Source organism: Pseudomonas vancouverensis (assembly GCF_004348895.1).
Lineage (GTDB): Bacteria > Pseudomonadota > Gammaproteobacteria > Pseudomonadales > Pseudomonadaceae > Aquipseudomonas > Aquipseudomonas vancouverensis.
In genome coordinates, this window is the sequence record NZ_RRZK01000035.1 from 190,960 (window position 1) to 206,048 (window position 15,089).

Sequence of the window (15,089 nt, forward strand, 5' to 3'; positions counted from 1 at the left end):
TGAGATGAGTTGACTGTTATGTCCCCATCGTCCAGTTCCTACTCCCTCGTTTGCAGATCGCTCAGCAAGAGCTTGATTGCTGCTCGGTTGACCAAATCGCACCAAGGACCGTCATCGATAATCACGCCGTTTTGCATGACGATGACTCGATCGAAGCGGTAAAGGTTACCCACGTCGTGCGTCACGCAAATCAGCCCGCGGCCTGCGTAACAATCGAACAGCAGGTCCCAAACCGGGGAGGCCAACTTCGGCTCGATGGATGAAGTGGGCTCGTCAAACAGATTAAATCGACCCGGCCGGTTGATCAGACGTAACAGAGACAGTCGTTTTGCCTCTCCACCCGAGATATTGGAGGCGTTTTCATTGATGCTGCGATGGCGGGCAATCTCCTCAAGATTTAGACGCCGTATGGCCTGAGTCAGATGTGGCGATGGGGGAGCACCAAACAGAACTGAGTGGTCAAAGAACCCCGCGAGAAACTGCGGTGATTGGGGGCAATATCTTAGTGTGTCCAAATGACTTTGGCCGCTCAACTCGATAACCGGCGTGCCGTCGATGCTCAGCTGCTTTCTCGTCGGCGCGTAGATCCCGGCCAGTACTTCCATCAAAGTGGATTTGCCCGCACCACTGGGACCAGTAATAGCAACGGACTGTCCTTGTGTGAGCGTGATGGTGCTTGCTATGGACAGGCGGTTTATCCCGTTGTCTGTTACAGCACAGGGTTCGAGAACCAGGCTCGACTCGCTTTGAGGCACGATTTCAGCTTGTCGATTGTCGTCAAAATTTGGCAATGACAAGAGCTGCTGAAGCCGCCGCTGGTCAGCGAGAAACTGATCAAGAATCCGGTAGCCCTCTGTCAATGCTGTGATATTGAGTAGGAAACTCCCGGCAATGGAGAAGATCGCGACCAATTGACCCACGCTGATGCTTGACTCGTTCGTCAATTGATCGAGCGCCCCCCAAAGGAGTAATCCTCCTGTGGAGAGGCTTACAAACAAAATTTTCGCCGCGTTCAAAATACCGCCCGAACCCGCCACCGTAATCGCCGCTTGTGCATATTGCTGAAAGGCTGTGTTCAACGGTTGTGCGGCTGTGCGTTCGGCACCTTCCAGTTTTATTGCCTTGCCGGTACTCATGGTGCTGAACAAGACTGCGCTGAGTTCATCCTCCTGTTCGTTGACAGCATTAATATGTTTCCTGCGCCATCTGATGATCCAATGGGTAACAAATAAATACACCATGCCGAGTGCAGTCATGGCAAAAAAAATACCAGCACCACCCATATAGGCAAAAACACCGCCGATAATTATGAATTCCAGACAAAGAGGTAAACCAATTGTGATAAAAAACGTCAGCAAATGCTCGTGAGCGGTAAATCCGCGCTCCACGGATTTTATAAAGTGCCCGATGCGCCATGAACTGAACTGCAGAAATTCTTTACGCATCAGTTGGACGACCCAGCCGATGGATGCATTCATGACTATATGTTGTACAAGCTTTGATAGTAGAAATATTTGTAATGGCATAATGACTGCCTGAATGCATCCGGCCAGTACGAAGCCTGCTATCAGCAACAGAAGTGTATAGAGCGCTGCTTGATTGCCATCGTTGAGTGTGTCAACCACTTTCCCCAGCAGTAGGGGAGGTCCCAGAGAAATGATTTTCAACGCTATTATTGTGGTAATTGTTACAGCCAATAGCGCTGCATGTTTTTTGCAAGCTGTTTTGATGAGCGTCTGCATTGGATGCCTTATGGGCTCTATGGAGCCAGACTGATTTTATATTTGGCGCAAAACCCGTTGGGGAACAACCAGGCATCCGTTTCTGATGAGGTTGAAACGTTCGAGCCCCGGAATGTATGACTGGCAAACAATGCCATTGCCAGGGTATTGAGCTACACATCTGTGGAAGATTCTTTTTCCAGATGCTCTCGCGTGATTTTCTATAAGGTCCAGTTGTTGTGTAACGCTTTCCGAGAGTTTTTTCAGTGGAGTGTCAATTACAGGAAAGTGCTTATTTATTATAGGGGAGAAGTCTATCAGGTGTTTTAGCTTTTCTGAGCTTGCAAGGAGGTCCAGCGTTCTTCGATCAAGCGCATGCTGGGCGTCGTCGTATAAGGCGTCGACTTGGAATTGCTCCGTTACCGCCCTTTGAATGGCAATGTAGATGTCCAGTGAGCAGCCTGATCCGATAGGTGATATGTGGAAATTTCCTGCGCCGGCTTTTGGTAGTGCGACTGAAAAATAAACATTCATTATATCTTTGATGATTATGATCTGCAGCTTTTCCGCTTGTGTCAGTGCGTAAGGGTTATCCTGTAGTGCTTTCGCAAGTAGCATCTTAGATGGTGTGTACAGTTGAATGGCGGGGCCGATCTCACAAACAGCCATAAAAAATCGGGAAAGTAGGTGTCTCTCGATGATTTCGTGGGTTCCATGCAACAACGCTTCCGCTTTGGTGCAACCAAAGGCAATCCCTGAATTGGAGGAGTAGCGAGATAAAAATCGTGTTCCTTCAGTTGCCTTATTCAAAGATTCGTTTGCCATTCTCGGGCAAAGAAGTATGGCCGGTATAAAAAGCTCTTCCATTCCATCGAATGTTGTCAGTTTCAAGCATTCGATTGTCGGCTTGTTTTCATACGGTAAGCTCCTCAGAAATCCATCATGCTCAGCGGCTTTCTGAGTGGTGATGAAATCACAGTGCTGGGTGCTTAAGTCGTTTTCGTTGAGTTGAAAGGTGGAAAAGTGTTCGATGCTTTCGGCTAGTGCGCCGATAAGCGAATCAGGACCTTTGCCTGCACCAGACTCTATTAGGTTGTTATTGGCGTCAAAAAGTTGTGCGGTTGCAACAAGCTTTCCGGTATCAGCATGATGTGTAACAGCGCTCAGATTCAAAGAGTGGACGATTTTTTGAATTTTCAATAATGCTTCGGAAGGGCTGAATTCGCGCTCGGACATGGTTGGCCTCGTGAAGATTTCAGATGCCGAAAGGGCCCTTTCGGCATTTTTACCGGTGGCTTATGAATGTGTCAGTTGATCAGTGAGGCAAAGAAATTTACTTCAGTTGCCAGCAATCCGCTTGACGGACCCATACCCTGCGGCAGGCTATCCCAAGGGGTTATTTCAGTACGCTTTTTACCCATGATATTAACTCCTTTCTAAGTGTGGCGGCGTTTGCAAGTAAGCGCCGCACTTGCGATGCTTTGTTTCGCAAGTGACTTAGTAATATCAATAAGTTTCTAGGTGTTCAATTGCGTTGCGCCGCGAAATATCCTGTAAAGGCGTCGGCATGATCCCGCATGGATGTGGGAGAATTCTCGAGGATTTTTTGTATGTGTTTAAAATTATATTTGTGTGTAATTATTTCAATGGTTTGCGGTGTTTAACGGTTTTTACTAGAAAGCATGGATTGTCGGTGAAGTAGGCGGTGCCGAGAGGTGGCAATGCACAAAGATGAGCTGGATTATGATGACGACAATTTTCAATTGTGTTGTCTTTCGAGAAAAAGCGACAGGGGGACGACTTCGAAGATGTCGTCCCGCCTTATATATGTGCCTCAACGAGGCAAGTTCACCGCTCTTATGTAGATGTGGAAATCAACAATCACTGGGTTCAGGCGCGCACAGCTTGCCTGCGCAGACGCCTGCTCAAGCACCATCACAATTGTCGAATGTAAGTCCCGGTCCCTTCGAGAATGTTCTTCAAGGCTTCCTCCAGTTCAGCCATATCAGTCATGTCGGGATTGAAGGTGATTTCCAGCACATCATCCCCATTGAGCGCATCGGCATCCGCCGCGGCAATTTCGATCTTCAGCAGGGCAGGGCTCAGCGTCACCTTTACACCGTCCAGTGTCGACGGCTCGCCGTCCAGGGTGATTTCCAGCTCGTCTTCGTCCGGGTAACGGCTCATCAGGAACATCTCGCCCTGGTCGCTGTGACAGCAGAGCATGGCCATGTTGTCTTCTTCGTCATCGCAAGGGTTGACGATCAGTAGGGCGGTTTTCATCTTCATGGGGATTTCCTGCTCAGCGAGCGTGGTAGGCGCAATGGCGGCAATTCTGCCATCCCTGAGGGAATTCTGCTGATGAAAGTGTCTGGTGTCACATTATGAACGGACAGTTTGTTGCCGGTCATTTCTGGTACGGACGTCCAGCAGGAACTGGCATCAAACCGTCATTTTCCTGTGCAAATGCTAGTGTTGTTCGAGGTGCGCGTGCCTTGTGCTGCGTGCCGATGACCGAATATGTCGCAGCACCGCAAGCACGGGCCTTGCCGCACTCGTTAAGCTGCGCAACCAATGGTTACCTGCAAAGGCATTGGATCTACCCCTTGGCCAGTCGTTTTTGCAGATGCCCATTCACGGAAGGTGAATGTGACCCGAGTGTCTCGTCCAGCTTCACCCACCTGTCACCCTGTTTCCTCTGCCCGAGAATCAGGACCCGGGTGACGGAGGCCCTGAAAAGGGCTGTAGCACGCGACGCTTCCATCAATAACAAGCCCAAGCGGAGTACCACAGATGGCGTTCTTCACCGCAGCCAGCAAAGCCGACTTCCAGCACCAACTGCAAGCGGCACTGGCGCAGCACATCAGTGAACAGGCACTGCCACAAGTGGCGCTGTTCGCTGAACAATTCTTCGGCATCATTTCCCTGGACGAGCTGACCCAGCGTCGCCTGTCCGACCTCGCTGGCTGTACCCTTTCTGCGTGGCGCCTGCTTGAGCGCTTCGATCACGCGCAACCGCAAGTGCGCGTCTACAACCCCGATTACGAACGCCACGGCTGGCAGTCGACCCACACCGCGGTCGAAGTGCTGCACCACGACCTGCCGTTCCTGGTGGACTCGGTGCGTACCGAGCTGAACCGTCGCGGCTACAGCATCCACACCCTGCAAACCACTGTGCTGAGCGTGCGTCGCGGCAGCAAGGGCGAGCTGCTGGAAATCCTGCCGAAGGGCACCCAGGGCGACGACATCCTGCAAGAGTCGTTGATGTACCTGGAAATCGACCGCTGCGCCAACACCGCCGAGCTCAACGTGCTGAGCAAGGAACTGGAGCAGGTACTGGGTGAAGTCCGTGTGGCCGTCGGCGATTTCGAGCCGATGAAGGCCAAGGTCCAGGACATCCTGACCAAACTGGACAATAGCCAGTTCGCCGTCGATGCCGACGAAAAGAGCGAAATCAAGAGCTTCCTGGAATGGCTGGTGGGTAACCACTTCACCTTCCTCGGTTACGAAGAGTTCGTGGTCAGCGATGAGGCCGATGGCGGCCACATCGTCTACGACAAGGATTCCTTCCTTGGCCTGACCAAACTGCTGCGTGCCGGCCTGACCTACGATGACCTGCGCATCGAAGACTACGCCGTGAACTATCTGCGCGAACCGACCCTGCTGTCGTTCGCCAAGGCTGCGCACCCGAGCCGTGTGCACCGTCCGGCTTACCCTGACTACGTGTCGATCCGTGAAATCGACGCCGACGGCAAGGTCATCAAGGAATGCCGTTTCATGGGCCTGTACACCTCGTCGGTGTATGGCGAAAGCGTGCGCGTCATCCCTTACATCCGCCGCAAGGTCGAGGAAATCGAGCGTCGCTCCGGCTTCCAGGCCAAGGCTCACCTGGGCAAGGAACTGGCGCAGGTACTTGAAGTACTGCCACGCGACGACCTGTTCCAGACCCCGGTGGACGAGCTGTTCAGCACGGTGATGTCGATCGTGCAGATCCAGGAACGCAACAAGATCCGCGTGTTCCTGCGCAAAGACCCTTACGGCCGTTTCTGCTACTGCCTGGCCTATGTGCCGCGTGACATCTACTCCACCGAAGTGCGGCAGAAGATCCAGCAAGTGCTGATGGATCGCCTGAAAGCCAGCGATTGCGAGTTCTGGACCTTCTTCTCTGAGTCGGTACTGGCCCGCGTGCAGTTGATCCTGCGTGTCGATCCAAAAAATCGTCTCGACATCGACCCGCTGCTGCTGGAAAAGGAAGTGGTCCAGGCCTGCCGCAGCTGGCAGGACGATTACGCGGCACTGACCGTCGAAAGCTTCGGCGAAGCCCACGGCACCAACGTGCTGGCCGACTTCCCGAAAGGCTTCCCGGCCGGTTACCGCGAGCGTTTTGCTGCTCACTCGGCTGTGGTCGACATGCAGCACCTGCTGAGCCTGAGCGAAAAAAATCCGCTGGTGATGAGCTTCTACCAGCCGCTGGGCCAGGTGTCCGGCCAGCGCGAACTGCACTGCAAGCTGTATCACGCCGATACCCCGCTGGCACTGTCCGACGTCTTGCCGATCCTGGAAAACCTCGGTCTGCGCGTGCTCGGTGAGTTCCCGTACCGTCTGCGCCACACCAACGGCCGCGAGTTCTGGATTCACGACTTCGCCTTCACCGCCGCCGAAGGCCTGGACCTGGATATCCAGCAACTCAACGACACCCTGCAGGACGCCTTCGTCCACATCGTCCGTGGCGATGCCGAGAACGATGCGTTCAACCGCCTGGTGCTGACCGCCGGCCTGCCATGGCGTGACGTCGCACTGCTGCGTGCCTACGCCCGCTACATGAAGCAGATCCGTCTGGGCTTCGACCTGGGCTACATCGCCAGCACCCTGAACAACCACACCGACATCGCTCGCGAGCTGACCCGGTTGTTCAAGACCCGCTTCTACCTGGCGCGCAAACTGACCGCCGACGACCTCGAAGACAAGCAGCAGCGTCTGGAACAGGCCATCGTGACCGCCCTGGACGACGTCCAGGTGCTCAACGAAGACCGCATCCTGCGTCGCTACCTCGACCTGATCAAGGCGACCCTGCGCACCAACTTCTACCAGACTGACGCCAACGGCCATAACAAGTCGTACTTCAGCTTCAAGTTCAACCCGCACTTGATTCCCGAGCTGCCGAAGCCAGTACCGAAGTTCGAAATCTTCGTCTACTCGCCGCGCGTCGAAGGCGTGCACCTGCGCTTCGGCAACGTCGCTCGTGGTGGTCTGCGCTGGTCCGACCGTGAAGAAGACTTCCGTACCGAAGTCCTCGGCCTGGTAAAAGCCCAGCAAGTGAAGAACTCGGTGATTGTGCCGGTGGGCGCGAAGGGCGGCTTCCTGCCGCGTCGCCTGCCACTGGGCGGCAGCCGTGACGAGATCGCGGCCGAGGGTATCGCCTGCTACCGCATCTTCATTTCGGGCCTGCTGGACATCACCGACAACCTGAAAGATGGCGCCCTGGTGCCGCCGGCCAACGTCGTGCGTCATGACGACGATGACCCGTACCTGGTAGTAGCCGCAGACAAGGGCACTGCAACCTTCTCCGACATCGCCAACGGCATCGCCATCGACTACGGCTTCTGGCTGGGCGACGCGTTTGCCTCCGGCGGTTCGGCCGGTTACGACCACAAGAAAATGGGCATTACCGCCAAGGGCGCGTGGGTCGGCGTACAACGTCACTTCCGTGAGCGCGGCATCAATGTCCAGGAAGACAGCATCACGGTAGTGGGCGTCGGCGACATGGCCGGTGACGTGTTCGGTAACGGCTTGCTGATGTCCGACAAGCTGCAACTGGTCGCGGCGTTCAACCACCTGCACATCTTCATCGACCCGAACCCGAACCCGGCCACCAGCTTCGCCGAGCGTCAGCGCATGTTCGACCTGCCACGTTCGGCCTGGTCGGATTACGACACCAGTATCATGTCCGAAGGCGGCGGTATCTTCTCGCGCAGCGCGAAGAGCATTGCCATCTCCCCGCAGATGCAGGAACGCTTCGATATCAAGGCCGACAAACTGACCCCGACCGAACTGCTCAACGCCTTGCTCAAGGCGCCGGTGGATCTGCTGTGGAACGGTGGTATTGGTACCTACGTCAAGGCCAGCAGCGAAAGCCACGCCGATGTCGGCGACAAGGCCAACGATGCACTGCGCGTGAACGGCAACGAACTGCGCTGCAAGGTAGTGGGCGAGGGCGGTAACCTCGGCATGACTCAACTGGGGCGCGTCGAGTTCGGCCTCAATGGCGGCGGTTCCAACACCGACTTCATCGACAACGCCGGTGGCGTGGACTGCTCCGACCACGAAGTGAACATCAAGATCCTGCTGAACGAAGTGGTTCAGGCCGGCGACATGACAGGCAAGCAACGCGACCAGTTGCTGGCAAGCATGACCGACGAAGTCGGTGGTCTGGTGCTGGGCAACAACTACAAGCAGACTCAGGCCCTGTCCCTGGCTGCACGCCGTGCCTACGAGCGTGCCGCCGAGTACAAACGCCTGATGAGCGACCTGGAAGGCCGTGGCAAGCTGGACCGCGCTATCGAGTACCTGCCGACCGAGGAGCAGCTCACCGAACGCGCCGCGACGGGCAAGGGCCTGACGCGTCCAGAGCTGTCGGTACTGATCTCGTACAGCAAGATCGACCTCAAGCAGCAGTTGCTGGACTCCCTGGTGCCGGACGACGACTACCTGACCCGTGACATGGAAACTGCGTTTCCACCGAGCCTGGTCAACAAGTTTGCCGATGCCATGCGTCGTCACCGTCTGAAGCGCGAAATCGTCAGCACCCAGATCGCCAACGATCTGGTCAACCACATGGGCATCACCTTCGTGCAGCGACTCAAAGAGTCGACCGGCATGACCCCGGCGAACGTGGCCGGTGCCTACGTGATCGTGCGTGACATCTTCCACCTTCCGCACTGGTTCCGTCAGATTGAAGCCCTGGACTACAAGGTTTCCGCTGATGTGCAACTGGAGCTGATGGACGAGCTGATGCGCCTCGGTCGCCGTGCCACTCGCTGGTTCCTGCGTGCCCGTCGCAACGAGCAGAACGCTGCCCGTGACGTCGCGCATTTCGGTCCGCACCTGGCGGCACTGGGTCTGAAGCTGGACGAACTGCTCAGTGGCGAGATCCGCGAAACCTGGCAGACCCGCTACCAGGCCTACGTCGCGGCTGGCGTACCCGAGTTGCTGGCACGCATGGTTGCAGGCACTACGCACCTGTACACGCTGCTGCCGATCATCGAGGCTTCCGACGTGACCGGCCAGAACCCTGCGGACGTGGCCAAGGCCTACTTCGCCGTGGGCAGTGCGCTGGACATCAGCTGGTACATGCAACAGATCAGCGCGCTGCCGGTTGAAAACAACTGGCAGGCCCTGGCCCGTGAAGCGTTCCGCGATGACGTCGACTGGCAGCAACGTGCGATCACCATCTCGGTCCTGCAACAGGGCGACGGCAAACAGGACGTGGAAGCACGGCTTTCCCTGTGGATGGCGCAGCACGAAGGCATGATCGAACGCTGGCGTGCCATGCTGGTGGAAATCCGTGCCGCGAGCGGTACTGACTACGCCATGTATGCGGTGGCCAACCGTGAGTTGCTGGACCTGGCATTGAGCGGGCAAGCGGTGGCGCCTGTCGCGGCTACCGTCAGCGCCGAGCTGGAGCCGGCGGCCTGATCAGGCGTTGAATGAAAAAAACCCGCATTGAGAAATGCGGGTTTTTTTCTGCGTGGAGTTCAGCTCATTAAACCAAACACTGTAGTAAGCGGAATGGGCGAGCTGCTCGTATATCCGCCAAAGACGATTCGACCCTGATCATCAAGGGTGACGGTTTCTGATAATTGCCCCTCAATACGGATCCAGCCTTCATTCCTGCTGAAAGTCAGGTCAGGTTGACCGTTTGGCAGGAATCGCCCGACGGGTATAAATGGCAGGCCGCCAAAACTACCGCCTGTCGCGACAATTCGACCTATATGATCCACCGTCGCTGTGTGCCAACTGAACTCAACATCCTCCATGGACGGAACTAACACCGGTTTTCCGCCGTTGAAGCTTGTATCGAATTTTCCTTGCTCGTCGAGACACACCATATAGCCTTTGCGGTTTTCCAACGTTTTTTGTCCCACTGCAAGCACTTTATGCGGCTTCAGCGGTACGAGGGCTGTAATGTTACTGTTGAAGTCCAGGTCGGACAGCACAACGAACCCATCTTCTCCGAAGCGCCGGTCAATGTGTCCGTCAGTGAAGCAACGCACTAAAACTCCGGTCGATTTACCATTCACTTGAGCAGTTCCACTGACTACAACAGTCCCGGCAGAGTCTTTTACGATTCTGGTCAGTGAGGACGGGTACTTGGGGTGTTGGATACGGCGGTAGTGATTGCCGTTGTCGAAATCAGGGTCAGGCATGCCATTTCTCAGTAGACGAATGAGCACGTTTTCATACACCAGCAGCAACTTTCCATTGGGCAGCATGATTGGCCCTGTCGATGAACTGCTAGTGGCCGCAAATTCTGCTTCATAAAGATCAGCGCTGTTTTCGGGAACTGTTAGGGGAAGGGGGACAACAGTTTTACCGTTCTGTCCGAACCCTGTGATGTATTGGCCCGATGCGCTGAACAGCGCCAGGCCGGGCATCCTGCGAGTGCGCGGATGAACATGGGTGCCCATGAGCAGAATTGATCCGTTCTCCAGGAGAGAAACGCTCGTACTTAAGGACGTACCCTCGGCAAATATGTCACGAACGAACCCATTATTACCGAAGCCCGCATCCAGGGTACCGTCCTTCAGCAGTCGACCTAAAACGAATTTATCAGCGGAAGCGCTTGCGAAAAAAATTGCCCCGGATGAGTCAATTGCTATTCCTTTGATGACCGGAATTTCGCCAGGGGACTCCGAAATTGGAACGATGACTCTGCCGCCGTCACCAAAGGAAGGATCCAGATGTGCGGACGAATTTGAGTTTTCAAGTGTTTTGTTCATGGTCACACCTGCATGGTGGTCGGAGGGTATTGAGCGACAACTGAACCCTTAACCCTGAACACTATTAAGTGGCCACAGAGTACGGCCCGTCTACTGTCAACATTGACAGTAGACGGGGGCGGTCTAACGTGTTTCGACTCTAACGGATTGCTCACTCATGCAGGGTAAGTCTGTTTTTATTCTCCAGTGTCGAGACTTTAATTGTCGGACCGGTCAATAAACTACTGAGCGACTGGTCAAATTTTTGCAATGCCCTGGCTTGAACATTCTGCTGTTCGTTAATATCCGCCACTATCTCCTCGCTGCGCTTGAAGTCTGCCCACACCGGACTTAATGACTTGGCGTCATGTCCCTTTGCTGTACCGATGTAATTAAAATTCTTGTCATAAAAATCCGCGCTGACATCGGCCTGAACATCCGAACTGCGCGAGGTGATCAACTGGCTGTGACTGTCGATAATGGCAACAATGTCCGGTCTGGCCGCTTTCAGACTTTGCATGTCCGGGTACACCGTAACCGAGCCGAATTGTCGTTGCAGGGAGGCTTTGACCCCGTCCACGGCGAAGTTCGGGTTCGAGGTTGCCACATAGGCATCGTGGATCGGCTGCACCAGCAGGCTCTGGCCGAAGCCGGTGCCGGCATTGGCCTGGTAGTCCTGCAAGTAGGCCCGGTTAGTCTGGGTGGTCTGGCTGTATATCACGCCCAGCGACGCATGGCTGGCGTTACCGATGGTCATGGCACTGCTGCGGCCTACCGGCTGGCTGAAGAGCGTGTCCAGCGACGACACGGCCGTTGGGGCCGTGGGTACCGAGCAGCCGGCCAGAACAGCGGCCAGGGTCAAAGTACTGACAAGCGCAAGTTTCATGGTGTATCTCCAGTGAAACGATTTCAGTTGGAAGTTTGAGTTGCCGAAGTTGGTCGGCAGTGACTCCCAGACTAAACCTTGAAACCTGCCTTTAAACTGTCCATGCCTGCACTTATCAAGCGATCAATAGTTTTGTTTGAACTAAGTAGTGGCGGTTAATTGCGCGAGGAAATAAAAAGGCCCGAATGTGCATTTCGGGCCTTTTTATTTATGGCTGAACGAACAGCCATCAGTGTTCCAATGGGGTCAGCACTTTCTGGTCCGGGGCCAATACCATGAATACCAATAACTTCGCTGGCTGGGTGCTGCTGGCATTTTTCGACACCAGATGCTCCGACCCGGCAGGTTCGTACCAGAATTCACCGGCCTTGTAGGTTTTCGCTTCGCCACCCTTCACCTGTGAGGTCACGGCACCCGAGAGCACATAGGCCATGGCCGTGCCGTCGTGTTTGTGAGCAATGGAGGACTGTCCGGGCTTGTAGTCGACTTCAATCATCATCGCCTTTTGCCCGGGGACGTTTTTCAGCATTTCGTCTTGTAGCACAGTGACCTTTTCCGATGGGTCATGGGCGAATGCCGAGGCGGAAACGGCCAGGACCAAGGCGGCGAGAGGGGCAGCACAAAAGCGCGAAACGTTCATGGGGCATCACCTGCAGTGGGTTGGTTGTTGCAAACCACGATAGTCCGCAGGCCGAGGCGATCAAACAGCCAATATTCGCGAAGGTGAGGGGGCCAATCACACGGGCGCAAAAAAAGATCGCAGCCTGCTGCCAGGCTGCGATCCATGGGTTTCGACCGAGTAATCAGACGATAGGAAAGCTGTTGAAGTCGACGGCATTGGCCAACTGGTTATCGATCAGGCTGATGAAACCTTGTACTTCAGGGCAGTTGAAATGCGATTGCATGGCCGCTTCCGATTGCCAGCGTGCGCTGACCGTCCAGCGGTTGGTGTCCTCGGGGCAGCGGTCGACCATATAGGAATCGCAGCCCGGTAGTTCACGCAGGGTTTCGACAATCTTCTGCAGTTGCTTACCCAGTTCATCCGAGCGGCCGGCGGCGGCCTGCACCTGTACGGTATTGATCACTTCATAGGACATTGCTCACACTCCTGAAATCAGGCCGGAGGAATCCTGCTCATTGAGGGTCGAGGGATAACGCCCATGCAGAATAGGCCTGAGCCACGCGAGCGCCAATAGCCAATCGCCGGATAAAATCCCAGGCCAATCCCTCAGGTCACTTGCTGCAGGATGTCGCGCAAGCGGTCGAGGGCGGTATCGATATCGAGGGTTTCGATGGCGCCAAAGCCCATGAGAAACCCGGCCTTGGGCGCTTGCTGGTAGTAAAAGCCCTCGATGGCGTAGAGCCCGACTTCGACTTTTCGTGCAAGGTCGATCACCAGTGCCGTGTCCACCGGCACTTTGCACATCACCACCATGTGAAACCCCGCAGTGCTCGGCACGGCTTCGAGCCACGGCGAGAGATCACCGGCAACGCGCGCCAGAATCCGCTCGCGGCGTCCGGTATAGATCGTGTGGCAACGACGGATGTGCTTGAGCAGGCAGCCTTCGGCGATGAACTTGGCCAGCGCCCATTGCGGCAGGGTCGAGGTGTGCAGGTCGGTGAGCTGCTTGGCGCGCACCACGGCTTCGAGGATGGCCGGCGGCAGGATCGCGTAACCGAGCCGTAGCTCGGGCAGCAGGGTTTTCGAAAAGGTGCCGACGTAGGCGACGATCCCGCGCTCGTCCATGCTTTGCAGCGAGTCGGTAGGCCGGCCTGAGTAGCGGAACTCGCTGTCGTAGTCGTCCTCGATGATGATGGCCCCCAGTTCATGGGCCTTGGCCAGCAGGGCCACGCGACGCTCCTGGCTCATTTGCAAACCCAGCGGGAACTGGTGCGAAGGGGTGACGTAGATCAGCCGCGTACCGGCGGGAATCCTGTCGACCACAATGCCTTCGTCGTCCACCGGTACGCCGATTACCGTGGCGCCATGACTGCCGAACAACAAGCGCGCTGGCGGGTAGCCGGGATCCTCCATGGCCACCAGGCTGCCCGGGCTGAGCAACACCCGGCCGATCAGGTCCAGTGCTTGCTGGGCGCCATTGCACACCACGACGTCTTCATCCTGGCAATTGACGCCACGGGAGAAGGCAATGTGCCGGGCAATTGCGCTGCGTAATGCCGGCAGTCCTTCGGGCAGGCTGTAGAAGCCTTTGGCGGCGGCAATCTGGCGCAGCGCATGGGCGGTGCAGCGGCGCCAGTCATCCTGGGGGAACTGGCCTTTGCTGGTGGCGCCACCAATGAAGTCGTAGCGCAACGAGCCTTCCAGGGTCGGATGCCGCAAGAACACCGGCAGGTTGCGCCAGGATTCGACCACCTCGAATCCTGCCAGCTGTGTGTGGCTCTGTTTCTGTGTCACTTTCGAGGTGCGTGCGTTGACGTAGGTGCCTTTGCCGACCACGCCGGTGAGGAAGTTTTCGTAGGTCAGTTGCGCATAGGTGTCGGAAATGGTCTTGCGGGAAATGCCCAATTGCTCGGCCAGCAAACGGCTTGGCGGCAGTTGCGTTCCAGCGGCCAATCGACCGGACTCGATGGCGCTGCGCAGTTGGTTGTACAGCTGGCCTGCCAGGTCTTTGCGGCCGTTGATCACAACATGCAGTTCCATACGACTTGGCTCCGGGGGTTGAGGCGCGTGTGCATCGCGCCAGATTACCCTCACCGGTTGCCGTGCAGAAGTTGCGTGGCAGAAAAACCGTCAATTGGCCTGTTGCCCAAGTGGTCCACAGAGATTGCGTACAATTGGCCCTGTAAAACGCCCGTACCAGCCGCTACCTTGTGGCATACACACCCTATGACCGAGGTCGCGTCATGTCTCCCCGCCTGGATTACTACAGCGCGTCGCCCAAAGCGATGAAGGCCATGATCGCGATGGAGGCGCTGACCAGCAATCTCAGCATCGAGCCAGGCTTGTTGCACCTGATCAAGATCCGCGCCTCACAGCTCAACGGCTGTGCTTTTTGCACCGACATGCATTCGGTGGACGCCCGGCGTCTGGGTGAAACCGACCGGCGTCTGTATTCGATCGTGGTCTGGCGCGACAGCAACTTTTTCACGCCGCGGGAGCGGGCGGCCCTGGCCTGGACCGAGGCGGTCACGCTGCTCGCGCAAAGTCATGTACCGGATGAAGTATTCGAGCTGGCGCGGGTGCAGTTCAGCGAAGAGGAAATGGTCGACCTGACCATTGCCGTCACCACCATCAACAGCTGGAACCGGCTGGCCGTGAGCTTCCGCCAAACCCCGAGCGATCTGTAGGAGCTAGCTTGCTGGTAATAGCGTCAGGACATTCAACATCCTCGTTGCCTGTCACGCCGCTATCGTCGGAACGCCGCCCGGAGACAAGCTCGCTCCCACAGTGGATCCGGGCCAGACGCAAATGCCGTGACGATAAATAACTTGTGGGAGCGAGCTTGCTCGCGATGGCGCCAGTACATTCAGCATCTAATTCGC

The 15,089-nt window shown here is 56.1% G+C and carries 10 protein-coding genes; 2 read left to right on the plus strand and 8 right to left on the minus strand.

Annotated features, from left to right (window positions below; translation table 11 throughout):
• Nucleotides 1-38: 38 nt before the first annotated feature.
• The 3 genes from EIY72_RS27585 to EIY72_RS27595 all read right to left on the minus strand — a co-directional run bounded on the left by EIY72_RS27585 (nt 39) and on the right by EIY72_RS27595 (nt 4,010).
• Nucleotides 39-1,742, minus strand: coding sequence for an ATP-binding cassette domain-containing protein (locus EIY72_RS27585; RefSeq protein WP_093221880.1), 1,704 nt, complete (start codon nt 1,740-1,742; stop codon nt 39-41).
• Between the two features lie 36 nt (nt 1,743-1,778).
• The gene (locus tag EIY72_RS27590) at nt 1,779-2,957 is read right to left on the minus strand and encodes a YcaO-like family protein (RefSeq protein WP_093221877.1); all 1,179 of its coding nucleotides are present in this window, start codon (nt 2,955-2,957) and stop codon (nt 1,779-1,781) included.
• A gap of 699 nt (nt 2,958-3,656) precedes the next feature.
• Nucleotides 3,657-4,010 carry a hypothetical protein gene (locus EIY72_RS27595; protein WP_093221872.1) on the minus strand — a complete coding sequence of 118 codons (354 nt, stop codon included), beginning with the start codon at nt 4,008-4,010 and terminating at the stop codon, nt 3,657-3,659.
• 504 nt (nt 4,011-4,514) lie between these two features.
• Between EIY72_RS27595 and EIY72_RS27600 the strand changes: the two genes are divergently transcribed.
• Nucleotides 4,515-9,416, plus strand: coding sequence for an NAD-glutamate dehydrogenase (locus tag EIY72_RS27600; RefSeq protein ID WP_093221860.1), 4,902 nt, complete (start codon nt 4,515-4,517; stop codon nt 9,414-9,416).
• Nucleotides 9,417-9,475: 59 nt separating this feature from the next.
• On the opposite strand, the gene EIY72_RS27605 is transcribed toward EIY72_RS27600, so the two are convergent.
• From EIY72_RS27605 to pdxR, 5 genes are all read right to left on the minus strand, one after another.
• On the minus strand, nt 9,476-10,720 hold the full coding sequence (locus EIY72_RS27605; RefSeq protein ID WP_093221855.1) for an NHL repeat-containing protein: 1,245 nt from the start codon (nt 10,718-10,720) through the stop codon (nt 9,476-9,478).
• 151 nt (nt 10,721-10,871) lie between these two features.
• On the minus strand, nt 10,872-11,585 hold the full coding sequence (locus EIY72_RS27610) for an ATPase (protein ID WP_093221850.1): 714 nt from the start codon (nt 11,583-11,585) through the stop codon (nt 10,872-10,874).
• A 229-nt stretch (nt 11,586-11,814) separates the two neighbouring features.
• Nucleotides 11,815-12,225: a cupin domain-containing protein gene (locus EIY72_RS27615; protein WP_093221845.1), complete on the minus strand. Its 411-nt coding sequence runs from the start codon at nt 12,223-12,225 to the stop codon at nt 11,815-11,817.
• 163 nt (nt 12,226-12,388) lie between these two features.
• Nucleotides 12,389-12,682 carry an antibiotic biosynthesis monooxygenase family protein gene (locus EIY72_RS27620; protein WP_093221840.1) on the minus strand — a complete coding sequence of 98 codons (294 nt, stop codon included), beginning with the start codon at nt 12,680-12,682 and terminating at the stop codon, nt 12,389-12,391.
• A gap of 131 nt (nt 12,683-12,813) precedes the next feature.
• Complete coding sequence (gene pdxR, locus EIY72_RS27625) at nt 12,814-14,247, minus strand: MocR-like pyridoxine biosynthesis transcription factor PdxR (protein ID WP_093221835.1); 1,434 nt, start codon at nt 14,245-14,247, stop codon at nt 12,814-12,816.
• Between the two features lie 203 nt (nt 14,248-14,450).
• Between pdxR and EIY72_RS27630 the strand changes: the two genes are divergently transcribed.
• Nucleotides 14,451-14,894 (plus strand): carboxymuconolactone decarboxylase family protein, encoded by a 444-nt coding sequence (locus tag EIY72_RS27630; RefSeq protein WP_093221831.1) that lies wholly within the window; start codon nt 14,451-14,453, stop codon nt 14,892-14,894.
• The last annotated feature ends 195 nt before the right edge of the window (nt 14,895-15,089 follow it).